The 13,271-nt window shown below is 69.3% G+C and carries 13 protein-coding genes; 10 read left to right on the top strand and 3 right to left on the bottom strand.

What is annotated here, in order from left to right; genetic code table 11:
• Window positions 1-74: 74 nt before the first annotated feature.
• Window positions 75-1,097, bottom strand: coding sequence for a sugar ABC transporter substrate-binding protein (locus FG154_RS08690; protein ID WP_145106627.1), 1,023 nt, complete (start codon window positions 1,095-1,097; stop codon window positions 75-77).
• A 201-nt stretch (window positions 1,098-1,298) separates the two neighbouring features.
• On the opposite strand from FG154_RS08690, the gene FG154_RS08685 reads away from it, so the two are divergent.
• The 7 genes from FG154_RS08685 to FG154_RS08655 all read left to right on the top strand — a co-directional run bounded on the left by FG154_RS08685 (window position 1,299) and on the right by FG154_RS08655 (window position 8,487).
• Window positions 1,299-2,522 carry an ROK family transcriptional regulator gene (locus FG154_RS08685; protein WP_145106625.1) on the top strand — a complete coding sequence of 408 codons (1,224 nt, stop codon included), beginning with the start codon at window positions 1,299-1,301 and terminating at the stop codon, window positions 2,520-2,522.
• 126 nt (window positions 2,523-2,648) lie between these two features.
• A complete protein-coding gene (locus FG154_RS08680; protein ID WP_145106623.1) occupies window positions 2,649-5,498 on the top strand; it encodes a monovalent cation/H+ antiporter subunit A in 2,850 nt (949 codons plus the stop codon).
• Window positions 5,498-5,833, top strand: a complete 336-nt coding sequence (locus tag FG154_RS08675; protein ID WP_011907296.1) for a Na+/H+ antiporter subunit C — start codon at window positions 5,498-5,500, stop codon at window positions 5,831-5,833. Before FG154_RS08680 ends, FG154_RS08675 begins: the two co-directional genes overlap by 1 nt.
• Window positions 5,830-7,341 carry a monovalent cation/H+ antiporter subunit D gene (locus FG154_RS08670; protein ID WP_145106620.1) on the top strand — a complete coding sequence of 504 codons (1,512 nt, stop codon included), beginning with the start codon at window positions 5,830-5,832 and terminating at the stop codon, window positions 7,339-7,341. Before FG154_RS08675 ends, FG154_RS08670 begins: the two co-directional genes overlap by 4 nt.
• Window positions 7,338-7,829 carry a Na+/H+ antiporter subunit E gene (locus FG154_RS08665; protein ID WP_145106618.1) on the top strand — a complete coding sequence of 164 codons (492 nt, stop codon included), beginning with the start codon at window positions 7,338-7,340 and terminating at the stop codon, window positions 7,827-7,829. Before FG154_RS08670 ends, FG154_RS08665 begins: the two co-directional genes overlap by 4 nt.
• A complete protein-coding gene (locus FG154_RS08660) occupies window positions 7,826-8,095 on the top strand; it encodes a K+/H+ antiporter subunit F (RefSeq protein ID WP_145106616.1) in 270 nt (89 codons plus the stop codon). The genes FG154_RS08665 and FG154_RS08660 overlap by 4 nt, the downstream gene beginning before the upstream one ends.
• 5 nt (window positions 8,096-8,100) lie before the next feature.
• Complete coding sequence (locus FG154_RS08655) at window positions 8,101-8,487, top strand: Na+/H+ antiporter subunit G (RefSeq protein WP_145106614.1); 387 nt, start codon at window positions 8,101-8,103, stop codon at window positions 8,485-8,487.
• A gap of 36 nt (window positions 8,488-8,523) precedes the next feature.
• On the opposite strand, the gene FG154_RS08650 is transcribed toward FG154_RS08655, so the two are convergent.
• Window positions 8,524-9,078, bottom strand: coding sequence for a YqgE/AlgH family protein (locus FG154_RS08650; protein WP_145106611.1), 555 nt, complete (start codon window positions 9,076-9,078; stop codon window positions 8,524-8,526).
• A 138-nt stretch (window positions 9,079-9,216) separates the two neighbouring features.
• Here FG154_RS08650 and FG154_RS08645 point away from each other — a divergent pair, with 138 nt between their 5' ends.
• Window positions 9,217-10,014 (top strand): protein-disulfide reductase DsbD domain-containing protein, encoded by a 798-nt coding sequence (locus FG154_RS08645; RefSeq protein WP_145106609.1) that lies wholly within the window; start codon window positions 9,217-9,219, stop codon window positions 10,012-10,014.
• Between the two features lie 104 nt (window positions 10,015-10,118).
• On the opposite strand, the gene FG154_RS08640 is transcribed toward FG154_RS08645, so the two are convergent.
• Window positions 10,119-10,898: a uracil-DNA glycosylase gene (locus FG154_RS08640; protein ID WP_145106607.1), complete on the bottom strand. Its 780-nt coding sequence runs from the start codon at window positions 10,896-10,898 to the stop codon at window positions 10,119-10,121.
• 135 nt (window positions 10,899-11,033) lie between these two features.
• On the opposite strand from FG154_RS08640, the gene FG154_RS08635 reads away from it, so the two are divergent.
• Together FG154_RS08635 and pyrC are read left to right on the top strand one after the other, a co-directional pair.
• Window positions 11,034-11,996, top strand: coding sequence for an aspartate carbamoyltransferase catalytic subunit (locus tag FG154_RS08635; protein WP_145106605.1), 963 nt, complete (start codon window positions 11,034-11,036; stop codon window positions 11,994-11,996).
• Window positions 11,993-13,267 carry a dihydroorotase gene (pyrC, locus tag FG154_RS08630; RefSeq protein ID WP_145106603.1) on the top strand — a complete coding sequence of 425 codons (1,275 nt, stop codon included), beginning with the start codon at window positions 11,993-11,995 and terminating at the stop codon, window positions 13,265-13,267. The genes FG154_RS08635 and pyrC overlap by 4 nt, the downstream gene beginning before the upstream one ends.
• Window positions 13,268-13,271: the final 4 nt, after the last annotated feature.

The following is a 13,271-nucleotide window of genomic DNA, read 5'->3' as shown; positions in this document are numbered from 1 at the left end:
GCATTGCGGACCGCCGGACGCGGATCCCGCCTGGGGGCGGATGCGACCCCGCCCCCGTTCCGTGCTGCCGCGGCTCAGCCCCAGCAGAGTTCCGCGCCACGGGCGCTGTCGATCGACTCCACGCCCTCGACCGGCTGGTCGGTCACAAGCGCCACGCCCGTGTCGGTGAAGTCCTTGCCCTCGGTCGTCGCGGGACGGGTGCCGTCCTTGGCGAAGGCCGCGATGGCCTCGACCCCCAGCGCCGCCATCTGCAGCGGATATTGCTGCGAGGTGGCGCCGATCACCCCCTCCTTCACGTTCCGCACGCCGGGGCAGCCGCCATCGACCGAGACGATCAGCACATCGCTCTCGCGCCCGATGGACCGGAGCGCCTCGTAGGCGCCGGCCGCCGCCGGCTCATTGATCGTATAGACGAGGTTGATCATCGGGTCCTGCGCCAGCAGGCTCTCCATCGCGCGGCGCCCACCCTCCTCGTTGCCGTCGGTCACGTCATGGCCGACGATGCGCGGGTCGGTCTCGTCGCCCCAGCGGTTCGGGTCGCCCAGATCGACGCCGAAGCCCTGCAGGAAGCCCTGCGCGCGCAGCACATCCACCGACGGCTGCGAGACGCCGAGGTTCAGCATCGCGATCCGGGCATCCGCTGCCGCGTCGCCCATCTTCGCCTGCGCCCACTGGCCGATCAGCTCGCCCGCGAGGAAGTTGTCGGTGGCAAAGGTGCCGTCGGCCGCATCGATCGGATCAAGCGGCGTGTCGAGGGCGATCACGAGGATGCCCGCGTCGCGCGCCTTCTGTACCGACGGCACGATCCCCTTGGTGTCGGACGGCGTGAGCAGGATGCCCTTCGCCCCGTCGGCGATGCAGGTCTCGATGGCGGCCACCTGGCTTTCGCTGTCGCCGTCGATCCGGCCCGCGTAGGACTTGAGGTTGATGCCGAGTTCCTGTGCCTTCGCCGTGGCCCCTTCCTTCATCTTCACGAAGAACGGGTTGGTGTCGGTCTTGGTGATCAGGCAGGCGCCGACCTCCTGGGCCAGGGCCGGAGCGGCCGACAGGGCAAGCGCCCCCGCACACCCCATCAGGGCGATCTTGAGTCGTGTCACGATGTCTCCTCCCACTGGCGGGCCTCTCCCTGCCCGCCGATCTTGCGCTGCGCAGGCACCCGCCCGCCGCGACGCCTTTCATGGAAGCCGATTCCCGGCGCTGCGTCAATAAATAAATCACTCTGATTTAGTATTGACAGCCGAGGCCGCCGGGGGCCCAATGACAGGTGGAGGCCCGCGGTGCCGGGCAGGGAGATGACCGTGAGACAGGGACAGGAGACGGCGGAGCGCCCGGCCGCAGCCGAACCGGGGCTGCGCGGCTCGAACCAGAGCGGGATGCGCGCCCGCAACGAGCGCCTCGTGCTCTCGCTCGTGCGGCGCGAGGGGGCGCTGGCCAAGTCGGACATCGCACGGATGACGGGGCTGTCGGCCCAGACGGTCTCTGTCATCATGCGCGAGCTTGAGCGCGACGGCCTCCTGTGCCGGGGAGAGCCGATCCGCGGCCGCATCGGCCAGCCCTCGGTTCCCATGTCGCTCGCGGCCGAGGGCGCCTACTTTCTCGGCCTCAAGATCGGGCGGCGGTCGGCGGAACTGGTGCTGATCGACTTCCTCGGCCGGCCGGTCGCGGCGCGGCGCCGGATCTATTCCTATCCGACGCCGGATGTGGTGGTGGGCTTCACCGCCGAGGCGCTGCCCCTGCTGACCGGAAGCCTGCCACCCGAGGGGCGGGCGCGCGTGGGCGGCATGGGCATCGCCATGCCCTTCCAGCTCTGGAACTGGGTGCAATATGTGGGCGCCCCCCAGTCCGAGATGGACGCATGGCGTGAGCGCGACATCCAGGCCGAACTGGCCGCCCTCACCGGGCTGCCGGTCCATGTGCGCAACGATGCCACGGCCGCCTGCGGGGCCGAACTGGTCTTCGGCACCGGCGAGCGTCCGAAGGACTTCCTCTATTTCTACTTTGCCTATTTCATCGGCGGCGGGCTGGTCCTGAACGGGCATCTCTATGCCGGCCGCACCGGCAACGCGGCCGGCGTCGGGCCGATGCCGGTGCCGGACCGCTCGGGCCGGATGCGTCGGCTGCTGAACGTGGCCTCCATGTCCGTCCTTGCCGAGGCGATGGAACATGCGGGCGAAGACCCGGCCGCCCTTTGGGAGAACCCCGACCGCTGGGAGGTGAGCGCGCCCGTCCTGTCCGACTGGCTCGACGGCGCGGCGGCGGGGCTTGCCTCGGCGATTCTCTCGGCCTCGGCCCTGGTCGAGATGGAGACGGTGATGATTGACGGCTGGATGCCGCCGGAGATCCGGGCCGAGATGGTGCGCCGGACCCACGCCGCGCTGCACCGGCTGGACCTGTCGGGAATCGAGCCCCCGCAGATCCGTGAGGGCACCGTCGGAGCCCAGGCGCGGGCCCTCGGGGCGGCCGCCATCCCGCTCTCGCAGCGTTACCTTGTCGAGGCCTGGGGCGCGGCCGCCGAAGGCTGAGGATTTCGGTCCGTCCGCAGTTGACTTGTGAAGGCCAGAACACCAGTTTGGCCCGAACCGAACCCGAATGTGAAAGAAATTCATGAGAGCGCGACGTTTCGCATCTGGAATGGAGGCGCCGGCGGCATGTCCCTCGCGCTGATAGCCGCCCTCCCGTTCCTCGGGGCCCTGCTGCCGGGCCTCATGATCCGATCCAGCCGCACAGCCTGCGCCTTCGTCACGGGCAGCGTCACGGCCCTCGCCCTGCTGATGCTGGGGCTGCATGCCCCGGCCGTTCTGCGCGGCGAGACCGTGCAGACGCGCATCGAGTGGATGCCCGGGCTGGGTCTGAACGCCAACTTCTTCCTCGACGGGCTCGGCCTCCTGTTTGCGGGGCTGATCCTCGGGATCGGCCTGCTGATCATCCTCTACGCCCGCTTCTACCTGTCGAAGCAGGACTCGATGGGGCAGTTCTACAGCTACCTCCTGCTCTTCCAGGGGGCGATGGTGGGGATTGTCCTGTCGGACAATATCCTGCTCCTGCTGGTCTTCTGGGAGCTGACCTCGCTCTCCTCCTTCCTGCTCATCGGCTACTGGAAGCACCTGCCCGCCGGACGCCAGGGCGCGCGTATGGCGCTGGCGGTCACCGGCATGGGCGGGCTCGCGATGATCGCGGGGATGCTGATCCTCGGCCAGATCGCGGGAAGCTACGATCTGACCGTGATCCTTCAGGCGCGCGAGGCGATCCAGGCCTCGGAATGGTATCTGCCGGCGCTGGTGCTGATCCTGATCGGCTGCTTCACCAAGTCGGCTCAGTTCCCGTTCCATTTCTGGCTGCCGCACGCGATGGCGGCGCCGACGCCGGTCTCGGCCTACCTCCATTCGGCGACGATGGTGAAGGCGGGCCTCTTCCTCATGGCGCGGATGTGGCCGGCGCTGGCCGGAACGCCCGAGTGGTTCTACCTGGTGGCGACCACCGGCCTCGTGACCATGGTCGTGGCCGCCAAGATCGCGCTCTTCAAGGACGACCTCAAGGCGCTGCTGGCCTTCTCGACCGTCTCGCACCTTGGCCTCGTGACGATGCTGCTGGGCTTCGGCACCCAGTCCGCCGCCATTGCCGCGATCTTCCACATCATCAACCACGCCACCTTCAAGGCCGCCCTCTTCATGACCGCGGGCATCGTGGACCACGAGACCCACACCCGCGACCTCAAGCGCCTCGGCGGCCTGCGCAAGCTGATGCCGATCACCTTCACCATCGGCACCCTCGCCGCGCTGTCGATGGCGGGCATCCCGCCGCTGAACGGCTTCCTCTCCAAGGAGATGATGCTGGAAGAGGCCACCCATACGGCCTGGGCCGGGCAGGCGTGGCTGATGCCGGCCTTCGCGACGCTGGGTGCGGTCTTCTCTGTGGCCTATTCGCTGCGGTTCGTGGCGCACACGTTCCTCGGGCCGGTGCGCAACGATTATCCGCACAATACGCACGATCCGGGCTTTGGCTTGTGGGCGGCCCCGGCCTTCCTCGCGCTGCTCGTGGTGGCGATCGGGATTGCGCCGATGCCGGTTGCAGGCTGGCTCGTCGATGCCGCGGCGGGCGCCACGACCGGCGAGGCCCTCCATGCCCACATCTACCACTGGCACGGACTGACGCCGGCGCTCTGGATGTCGATCGCGGCCGTCGGCGGCGGCCTCGTGCTGCTCGGCCTTCACGCGGCGCTGATGCGCGGCTGGCTTGCCACGCCGCGGCCCGAGGCCAAGCGGATCTTCGACGGCATCGTGGAACCGCTGGCGGACTTCTCGCGCAGGTTCTCGGCAGGGCTGCACGACGGGGCGCTGAGCCGCTACTTCGCCATCGCCACCTTCGCCATGGTCGCCGCCGGAGGCTACGCCTTCTTCTCGGGGGGCCATACGCCCGGCACGCGAGAGCTGACGCCGGTCCATGTCGTGCCGGTCATCGGCTGGCTTCTGCTGATCGTGTCGACCTGCACGCTGGTGATCGTCCATCACAACCGCATCCTCGCGCTGGTCGTGCTGGGGGTGGTCGGCCTCGTCGTCTCGATGGGCTTTGCCTATCTCTCGGCGCCGGACCTCGCGCTGACGCAGATCCTCGTCGAGGTGGCGACGGTGATGCTCCTCCTGCTCGCGCTGAATTTCCTGCCCAAGCGGACACCGATGGAGAGCAAGGCCCCGCGCCGCATCCGCGACGCCATCCTGTCGGGCGCCGCGGGACTGGGCGTCGGCAGCCTGATCTACATGATGATGACGCGCGACTTCGCCTTCCCGAGCATCGCCGGCTATCACCTCGAGAATGCCAAGACCGGAGGCGGCGGAACGAACGTCGTCAACGTCATCCTCGTGGACTTCCGCGGATATGACACGTTCGGCGAGATCACCGTTCTGGGCATCGCGGCTCTGGTTATCTTTGCCGTGACCGAGACGATCCTGCGGCCGGGCCCAGCCAACAACCGGCTGCTCTCCTGGGCGCAGGAGCATCGCCACGCGGGCGATCGCCATCCGCTGATGCTGGTGGTGGCGACGCGGATGATGCTGCCTGTGGCGATCGTGGTCGGGGTCTACATCTTCCTGCGCGGCCACAACCTGCCCGGCGGGGGCTTCATCGCCGGTCTGGTCGTCGCCATCGCGGCGCTGATGCAATACATGGCCTCGGGCTTTGGCTGGACGGCGGCCCGCAAGCGGGTCGAGTATCATGCGCTGATCGCCATGGGCGTGCTGATCGCGGGCGCGGCCGGCGTCGGCGCCTGGTTCGCCGGGCGGCCGTTCCTGACCTCGGACTACGGCTATGTCCACCTGCCCCCGCTCGAAGAGTTCGAACTGGCGACCGCAATGGTCTTCGACACCGGCGTGTTCCTCGCGGTTCTGGGGGCTGTGCTGCTGGCGCTTGCCTCGATCTCCCGCATCGCCGTGCGTGCGGGAGAGGAGGTCTCGTCCACCCCTTACGACATCGACCTGCCGCGCGACGGCTTCGGAGACCGCTGATGGAGATCCTCGTCGCTTCCGCCGTGGGCACGCTGACCGCCGCAGGCATCTACCTGATCCTGCGCATGCGCACCTTTCCCGTGATCGTGGGCCTCGCCCTCCTGAGCTATGCCGTGAACGTGTTCATCTTCGCCTCGGGGCGTCTGGCCGTGGGCCTGCCGCCCGTCCTGTCCTACACCGCCGAGGGCTACACCGACCCGCTGACCCAGGCGCTGGTTCTGACGGCGATCGTGATCTCGTTCGGCATGACGGCCGTCATCGTGATGGTGGCTCTCGGCGCCTTCCTTGAGGCCGGCACCGACCGGATGGACAGCGACGACGAGGCCGGACGATGAACCACTGGATCATTGCCCCGGTCGTGCTTCCGGCGGTGCTTGCGCCGCTGATCGTGCTGTTCATGCGCCATGACCTCGTGTTGCAGCGGGTCTTCTCGCTGGCGGGCACCATCGCCCTTTGCGGCGTGTCCGGGGTGCTGCTGGTCAGCGCCTCGACCAACCCGCCCGAGGCCTATTTCCTCGGCAACTGGCCCGCGCCCTTCGGGATCGCGCTGGTCCTCGACCGGCTGGCCGCGATCATGGTGGCCCTGACGGCGTTCCTTGCGCTGATGGTGCAGCTTTATGCCATCGGCACCGGCTGGGACCGGCGCGGCCAGCATTTCCACGCCCTCTACCAGTTCCAGCTCATGGGGATCTGCGGCGCCTTCCTGACGGGGGACGCCTTCAACCTCTTCGTCTTCTTCGAGGTGCTGCTGATCGCGAGCTACGGCCTGATGATCCACGGCGGCGGGCGGGCGCGCCTGCGCTCGGGCGTGCAGTATGTGGCTTACAACCTGATGGGTTCGACCCTGTTCCTGTTCGCGCTGGCCACGATCTATTCGGTCGCGGGCACGCTCAACCTGGCCGATCTGGCCGAGCGGGTGGCGGCCATGCCCGAGGCCGAGACGGCGATCCTGCGCGTCGCGGGCGTGCTGCTGCTGATCGTCTTTGCCATCAAGGGCGCGCTGGTGCCGTTCCAGTTCTGGCTGCCCGGCACCTATGCCGCGGCGCCGGGCCCGGTGGCGGCGCTCTTCGCGGTGATGACCAAGGTCGGCGCCTATGCCGTGATCCGCGTCTTCAACCTGATCTTCCCGCCCGACACCCCGGCCACCGGCGGCTTCTTCGCCGAGCTTCTGCTGCCCGCGGCGCTCGTGACGCTCGCCATCGGCGCGATGGGCGTGCTGGGGGCCGCCAGCATCGGGCGGCTCGTGGCCTTCGGCGCGATCGCCTCGATGGGCACGCTGTTCACCGCCGTCTCGGGCTTCACCCCCGCGAGCACCTCGGCCGCGCTGTTCTACCTTCTCCATTCGACGCTTGCGACGGCGGCGCTGTTCCTCGTGGCCGATCTGGTGCTGGCGCGGCGCGGCAGCGAGGATCTGACCCAGCGTCAGCCCCCCGTGGCGCAGGAGGGGCTGATCGCGGCGCTCTTCTTCGTGGGGGCGATCGCGCTGGCGGGGATGCCCCCGCTGTCGGGTTTCCTCGGCAAGCTGCTGATCCTTGACGCGCTGCGCGGACCGGGCATGGCCCTGATCTGGGGCACGGTGCTCGTCACTTCGCTCCTGATGATCGTGGGCTTTGCCCGCGCGGGCAGCCTCCTCTTCTGGAAGTCGCACGAGACGCTGGCCGAGCCAGAGCCCCACCGCCCCGACATTCTCGCCTTCGTCGCGGTGGGCGGACTGGTGGCCGGGCTGGTGGCGCTGACCCTCGCCGCAGGCCCGGTATCGGCCACGCTCGGCTCCATTGCCGATGAACTGGCAGAGCGGACACCCTACATTGCCTCCAACCGCCTGACGGAGCCCGCCCGATGATCCGAAGGCTCTTTCCCCACCCTTGGCTGAGCGCCACGCTGATCGTCACCTGGATGCTGCTCGTCAACCAGCCGGCGCTCGGCAGCCTCGTGTTTGCGGTCATCCTGGGGATCGTGATCCCGCTGCTGGTCGCGCCCTACTGGCCGGGACAGACCCAGCTCCGCAGTCCGCTGCGGCTTGCCGCCTATGTGCTGCTGGTGATCGGTGATATCGTCAGGGCCAACGTGGCGGTGGCCAAGATCGTGCTCTTCTACCGCACCGACGACATCCACTCTGCCTGGATCGCCGTCCCGATCGAGCTCACCTCGCCCGAGGCGATCTCGATGCTGGCCGGCACCATCACGCTGACGCCGGGCACGGTCGTCACCGACGTCTCGGCCTGCGGCCGCGTGCTGCTCGTCCATTGCCTCCACGCGCCCGACCCGGATGCGGTGCGCGACGAGATCAAGGCCCGCTACGAAGCCCGCCTCAAGAGGATCTTCGCATGATCGCACTTGCCCTGACCTACGCGCTCGGCTGCTTCGGCGTGGCGCTTCTGTTCAACCTCGCTCGGCTCCTGCAGGGGCCGACGATTGCCGACCGCATCCTCGCGCTCGACACGATGGTGATCAACATGATCGCGCTGATCGTGCTCTTCGGCATCCGCGGCACGGGCACGATGACCTTCGAGGCGGCCCTGCTGTTCGCCATGACCGGCTTCGTCTCGACCGTGGCCTATGCCAAGTTCGTCCTGCGCGGCAACATCATCGAGTGATGGCAATGGATCTGGCCCTGGAAATCCTCGTCTCCGCCCTTCTCGTCGTCGCCGGCACCTTCGGGCTGGTCGGCAGCTTCGGCCTGCTGCGCCTGCGCGACGCGGTGCAGCGCCTCCATGCGCCGACGAAGGCCACAACCGTCGGTGTCGGTGCGGCGCTCATCGCCTCGATCGTGGATCTCTACCACTTTCGCGCCACCCTGACGTGGCAGGAGCTGCTGGTCGCGGCCTTCCTGTTCATCACGGCGCCCATCACGGCCCTGTTCCTCGGCAAGATCCACATGCACCACTCGATCCCGCGAAGCGCCCTGCCCAACACCGGGACGGATCGTGACTGGGCCACGTTCGACCCCACCTTCAAGGGGCCGGAACCGAAGTTTCCCGGAGAGTGATCCGCGGCTCCCGGTCGCCGGCGACCGGGGCGGCCGTCAGGCGTGACCGGCGGTCGAGGACAGGGTCAGCGGATCGATGCCCATGTGGCGCAGCATCCCGCTCCACTTTCCCGTATCGTCGTCCGAGAAGACCAGTTCTGCCGGGGCCTCGGCCGTCAGCCAGTCGTTGCGCTGCACCTCGGCCTCGAGCTGTCCCGGCCCCCAGCCCGAATAGCCGAGCGCCATGAGGGCCGAGCTCGGCCCCTGCCCACGGGCCAGCGCCTCGAGGATATCGACGGTCGCCGTCATGCCGAACTTGCCCGAGACGAGCATCGTGGCGCCCGCGCTCATGTAGTCGGGGGTATGGAGCACGAATCCCCTCCCCCGCTCCATCGGCCCGCCGAGATGCACCCGGATGTCGCGTCCGTTGGGCGCGCGCGGAATGTTGAGCTGCTCGAGCATGCCCGCAAAGCTCAGGTCGTTCACGGGCTTGTTGATGACAAGCCCCATCGCGCCATCCGTGGAATGGGCGCAGATCAGCACGAGGCTGCGCTCGAACCGCGGGTCGGCCATGCTGGGCATGGCGATGAGCAGGTTGCCAGAAAGATCCATGAGCGTTTCCTTTTCCCGACTATGGGGCGGCGGACGCATCGGCTCAAGGGGGTCGCGGCGGCACAGGTGCCCGGTCACGCGGTCGTTTGGCGGGATTGTGACTTCCCAATCGCGGCCTGCTGCGGAATTGTGCGGCTCATGCTGATACGCTCGCTTCTCGCCTCATGCCTCGTCCTGTCGGCCCTCCCCGCGGCCGCGACTCCGCCCGACCAGATCTTCAGGGCTGAGCTTCTGCCCGGCTGGCGCGAAGGCGGCCGCCACATCGCCGCCTTCCGGCTGCGGCTGGCGCCCGAGTGGAAGACCTACTGGCGCAGCCCCGGCGAGGCGGGCATCCCTCCCGAATTCGACTGGAGCGGCTCGGAGAATGTGGCGCGCGTGCACATGCACTGGCCGGTGCCGCGCGTCTTCAACCTGAACGGTATGCAGACGATCGGCTACCGGGATGAACTCGTGCTGCCCTTCGAGATCGAGACCCGCGACCCGACGCGACCCGTGCATCTGAAGGCGCGGGTGGATCTCGGCGTCTGCCGCGACATCTGCGTGCCGGCCGAGTTCGAGCTGCAGGCCGAGCTTCCGCCGGCCGGCGCACCGGACTCCGTCATCTCCACCGCGATGCGATCCCGGCCCGAATCGGGCCGCGAAGCCGGTGTCGGCCGCATCGCCTGCCGGGTCGAGCCGATCAGCGACGGGTTGCGCCTCACGGCCGAGCTCGATCTGCCTGCGATGGGCGCCTCCGAGGTGGTCGTGCTCGAACCCGGAACATCGGCGATCTGGACCTCCGAGGCGGTGACCTCGCGGCAGGGCGCGCGCCTCACCGCCGTCTCCGATCTGGTCGGGCCCGGCGGGGCGCCCTTCGCCCTCGACCGCTCCGCCCTGACGGTAACCGTGCTGGGCGACCGCCGCGCGGTCGAGATCCGGGGCTGCCCGGCGCCCTGAGGCGGGCGCGCCGCGCCTGCGGCCGCCGGGGCGGGGGCTCGATGCCCCCGTCCCGGCGCCCCCCCGCTCCGGTCGCTTCCCGGCACGGGGCGATCCGAGCCCGGTCAGGCCGACAGCCGCGCCTTCAGCTCCAGCAGGTCCGCCCAGGCCTCGCGCTTGGCCTCGGGATTGCGCAAGAGGTAGGCCGGATGGCACATCGGCATCACCGGCCGCCCCCAGGCCTCGGCCCAGCGCCCCCGCAGCCGGGTGATTCCCGTCCGCCCCAGCACCGCCGAACAGGCCGTGTTGCCCATCACCACGATCAGGTCCGGCGCCGCCAGCTCCACATGCCGCTCGAGGAACGGCGTCATCATCGCCACCTCCTCGGCCGAGGGATCGCGGTTCTGCGGCGGCCGCCAGGGCATGACGTTGGTGATGTAGAGGGCCCCCGCCGGGTCCGGGCTCGTGCGGGCGATGCCGATCGCCGCGAACATCCGGTCCAGCAGCTGCCCCGCCCGCCCCACGAAAGGCCGGCCCGCCGCATCCTCCTCGCGCCCCGGAGCCTCGCCGATCAGCATCACGCGCGCCGAGGCGTTCCCGTCGCAGAAGACCGTGTTCCGCGCCCCCCGCTTGAGGTCGCAATGCTCGTAGGCGGCCATCGCGTCGCGCAGCGATCCGAGGTCAGTCGCGGCGGCGGCCGCCCGGCGCGCCTCCTCAACCGGGTCGGCCGCCGCGGCCGGATCGAGCGCGGCCGTCGCCGCCGCCACCGCGGCGGCCTTCGGCACCGGCTGCGCCGCCTCCAGCTCGTAGCGGTTCACCGGCGCATCGCAGATCGCCTCGGTCGCGCCAAGATCCACCTGCCAGGCCAGCGCCGCCAGCGCCGCGTTCCAGTCGAGCCCGTCCATCGCCCCTCCGACTCAAGGCAGAGACCCTAGGCCGCGCCCGCCCCTCCGGCAACCGCCTTGCCCCGCACGAGCGGCCTTCCTATAAGCGGCCCGAGCCGAGCCCGCGCCCTGCCTGAGCCCTCGACGGAGACGCCCATGACCTTCCGTGCCCGCCACCTTCTCGGCATCGAGCAACTGGCCCCAGACGAGATCCGATCCGTCCTCGACCTTGCCGACAGCTACGTGGACCTGAACCGCCGCACGATGAAGCAGTCGGACGCGCTGGCGGGGATGACCCAGATCAACATGTTCTTCGAGAATTCCACCCGCACCCAGTCGAGCTTCGAGCTGGCGGGCAAGCGGCTCGGGGCCGACGTGATGAACATGGCCGTGGCGCAAAGCTCGGTGAAGAAGGGCGAGACGCTGCTCGACACCGCCATGACGCTGAACGCGATGCATCCCGATCTCCTCGTGGTGCGCCACCCGGCCTCCGGGGCGGTCAACCTCCTGGCCTCCAAGGTGAACTGCGCGGTTCTGAACGCAGGCGACGGGCGGCACGAACATCCGACGCAGGCGCTGCTCGATGCGCTCACCATCCGCCGCGCCAAGGGCCGCATCCAGCGCTTGACCGTGGCCATCTGCGGCGACATCGCCCACAGCCGCGTGGCGCGCTCGAACCTGATCCTGCTCGGCAAGATGGAGAACCGGGTGCGGCTGATCGCGCCCCCCACCCTGATGCCGCCGGGCGTGGGAGAGTTCGGCTGCGAGCTTTACGACGACATGAAGAAGGGCCTCGAGGGGGCCGACGTGGTGATGATGCTGCGCCTTCAGAAAGAGCGGATGGACGGCGCCTTCATCCCCTCCGAGCGCGAATATTACCACCGCTTCGGGCTCGACGCCGACAAGCTCGCCTTCGCGAAGGAGGATGCGATCGTCATGCATCCGGGCCCGATGAACCGCGGCGTCGAGATCGACGGCACGCTCGCCGACGACATCAACCGCTCGGTCATCCAGGATCAGGTCGAGATGGGGGTGGCGGTGCGCATGGCCTGCATGGATCTTCTGGCGCGGAACCTGCGCGCCGAACGGGGCCGCGCCGCGGTGGGGGTGATGGTATGAGCCTGTTCCTGACCAACGCCCGCCTGATCGACCCCGAGGCCGGCACCGAGACCGAGGGCGACCTGCTGATCGAGGGCGGCCTCATCGCCGCAGTGGGCGCGCTCGAGCCGCCACCCGGCGCCGAGGTGATCGACTGCAACGGCAAATGCCTCGCCCCCGGCATCGTCGATCTCGGCGTGAAGGTGGGCGAACCCGGCGAGCGTCACCGCGAAAGCTTTCGCTCGGCGGGCCTCGCCGCGGCGGCGGGCGGCGTCACCACGATCATCGCCCGCCCCGACACGATGCCCGCCATCGACACGCCCGAAGTGCTGGAGTTCGTCACCCGCCGCGCCGCCGAGGCGAGCCCGGTCCGCATCCGCCACATGGCGGCGCTGACCAAGGGCCGCGAGGGGCGCGAGATGGTCGAGCTGGGCTTCCTGCTCGACACGGGCGCCGTGGCCTTCACCGACTGCGACCATGTGATCGAGACCACCAAGGTCGCGGCGCGCTGCATGACCTATGCCCGCAGCCTCGGCGCGCTCGTGATCGGCCATCCGCAGGACCCGGGCCTTTCGGCGGGCGCCTCGGCCACCAACGGCAAGTTCGCCAGCCTGCGCGGCATCCCCGCCGTTCACCCGATGGCCGAGCGCATGGGCTTCGACCGCGACATGGCGCTGGTCGAGATGTCGGGCGTGCGCTACCACGCCGACCAGATCACCACCGCCCGCACCCTGCCCGCGCTCGAGCGGGCCAAGCGCAACGGTCTTGATGTGACGGCCGGCATCGGCATCCACCACCTGACGCTGAACGAGTTCGACGTCGGCGACTACCGCACCTTCTTCAAGCTGAAACCGCCGCTGCGCTCGGAAGAGGACCGGCTTGCGATGGTCGAGGCGGTGGGCTCGGGGCTGATCGACATCATCTCCTCGATGCACACGCCGCAGGACGAGGAGTCGAAGCGCCTGCCCTTCGAGGAAGCCGCCTGGGGCGCCGTGGCGCTCGAGACCTTCCTGCCCGCGGCCCTCCGGCTCTACCATGCGGGCCTCCTGACCCTGCCGCAGCTCTTCCGGGCCATGGCGCTCAACCCCGCACGGCGGCTCGGCCTGCCGCAGGGGCGGCTCTCCGAGGGGGCGCCGGCCGATCTCGTGCTGTTCGACCCCGACGCGCCCTTCGTGCTCGACCGCTTCACCCTGCGCTCGAAATCGAAGAACACGCCCTTCGACGGGCAGCGGATGGAGGGGCGCGTGCTGGCGACCTTCGTCGGCGGCCGGCAGGTCTTTGCCGTCGAGTGACGAT

It is taken from the genome of Cereibacter sediminicola, assembly GCF_007668225.1.
In the GTDB taxonomy this organism is placed as follows: Bacteria; Pseudomonadota; Alphaproteobacteria; order Rhodobacterales; family Rhodobacteraceae; genus Cereibacter_A; species Cereibacter_A azotoformans.
This window is presented reverse-complemented; position numbering and strand designations above follow the sequence as displayed.

What these genes read in the sequence shown, in the direction of transcription:
- FG154_RS08680 (WP_145106623.1), top strand. Translation starts at nt 2,649, where the DNA reads ATGTCCCTCGCGCTGATAGCCGCCCTCCCGTTCCTCGGGGCCCTGCTG.
- FG154_RS08675 (WP_011907296.1), top strand. Translation starts at nt 5,498, where the DNA reads ATGGAGATCCTCGTCGCTTCCGCCGTGGGCACGCTGACCGCCGCAGGC.
- FG154_RS08670 (WP_145106620.1), top strand. Translation starts at nt 5,830, where the DNA reads ATGAACCACTGGATCATTGCCCCGGTCGTGCTTCCGGCGGTGCTTGCG.
- FG154_RS08665 (WP_145106618.1), top strand. Translation starts at nt 7,338, where the DNA reads ATGATCCGAAGGCTCTTTCCCCACCCTTGGCTGAGCGCCACGCTGATC.
- FG154_RS08660 (WP_145106616.1), top strand. Translation starts at nt 7,826, where the DNA reads ATGATCGCACTTGCCCTGACCTACGCGCTCGGCTGCTTCGGCGTGGCG.
- FG154_RS08655 (WP_145106614.1), top strand. Translation starts at nt 8,101, where the DNA reads ATGGATCTGGCCCTGGAAATCCTCGTCTCCGCCCTTCTCGTCGTCGCC.
- FG154_RS08650 (WP_145106611.1), bottom strand. Translation starts at nt 9,078, where the DNA reads ATGGATCTTTCTGGCAACCTGCTCATCGCCATGCCCAGCATGGCCGAC.
- FG154_RS08645 (WP_145106609.1), top strand. Translation starts at nt 9,217, where the DNA reads ATGCTGATACGCTCGCTTCTCGCCTCATGCCTCGTCCTGTCGGCCCTC.
- FG154_RS08640 (WP_145106607.1), bottom strand. Translation starts at nt 10,898, where the DNA reads ATGGACGGGCTCGACTGGAACGCGGCGCTGGCGGCGCTGGCCTGGCAG.
- FG154_RS08635 (WP_145106605.1), top strand. Translation starts at nt 11,034, where the DNA reads ATGACCTTCCGTGCCCGCCACCTTCTCGGCATCGAGCAACTGGCCCCA.
- pyrC (WP_145106603.1), top strand. Translation starts at nt 11,993, where the DNA reads ATGAGCCTGTTCCTGACCAACGCCCGCCTGATCGACCCCGAGGCCGGC.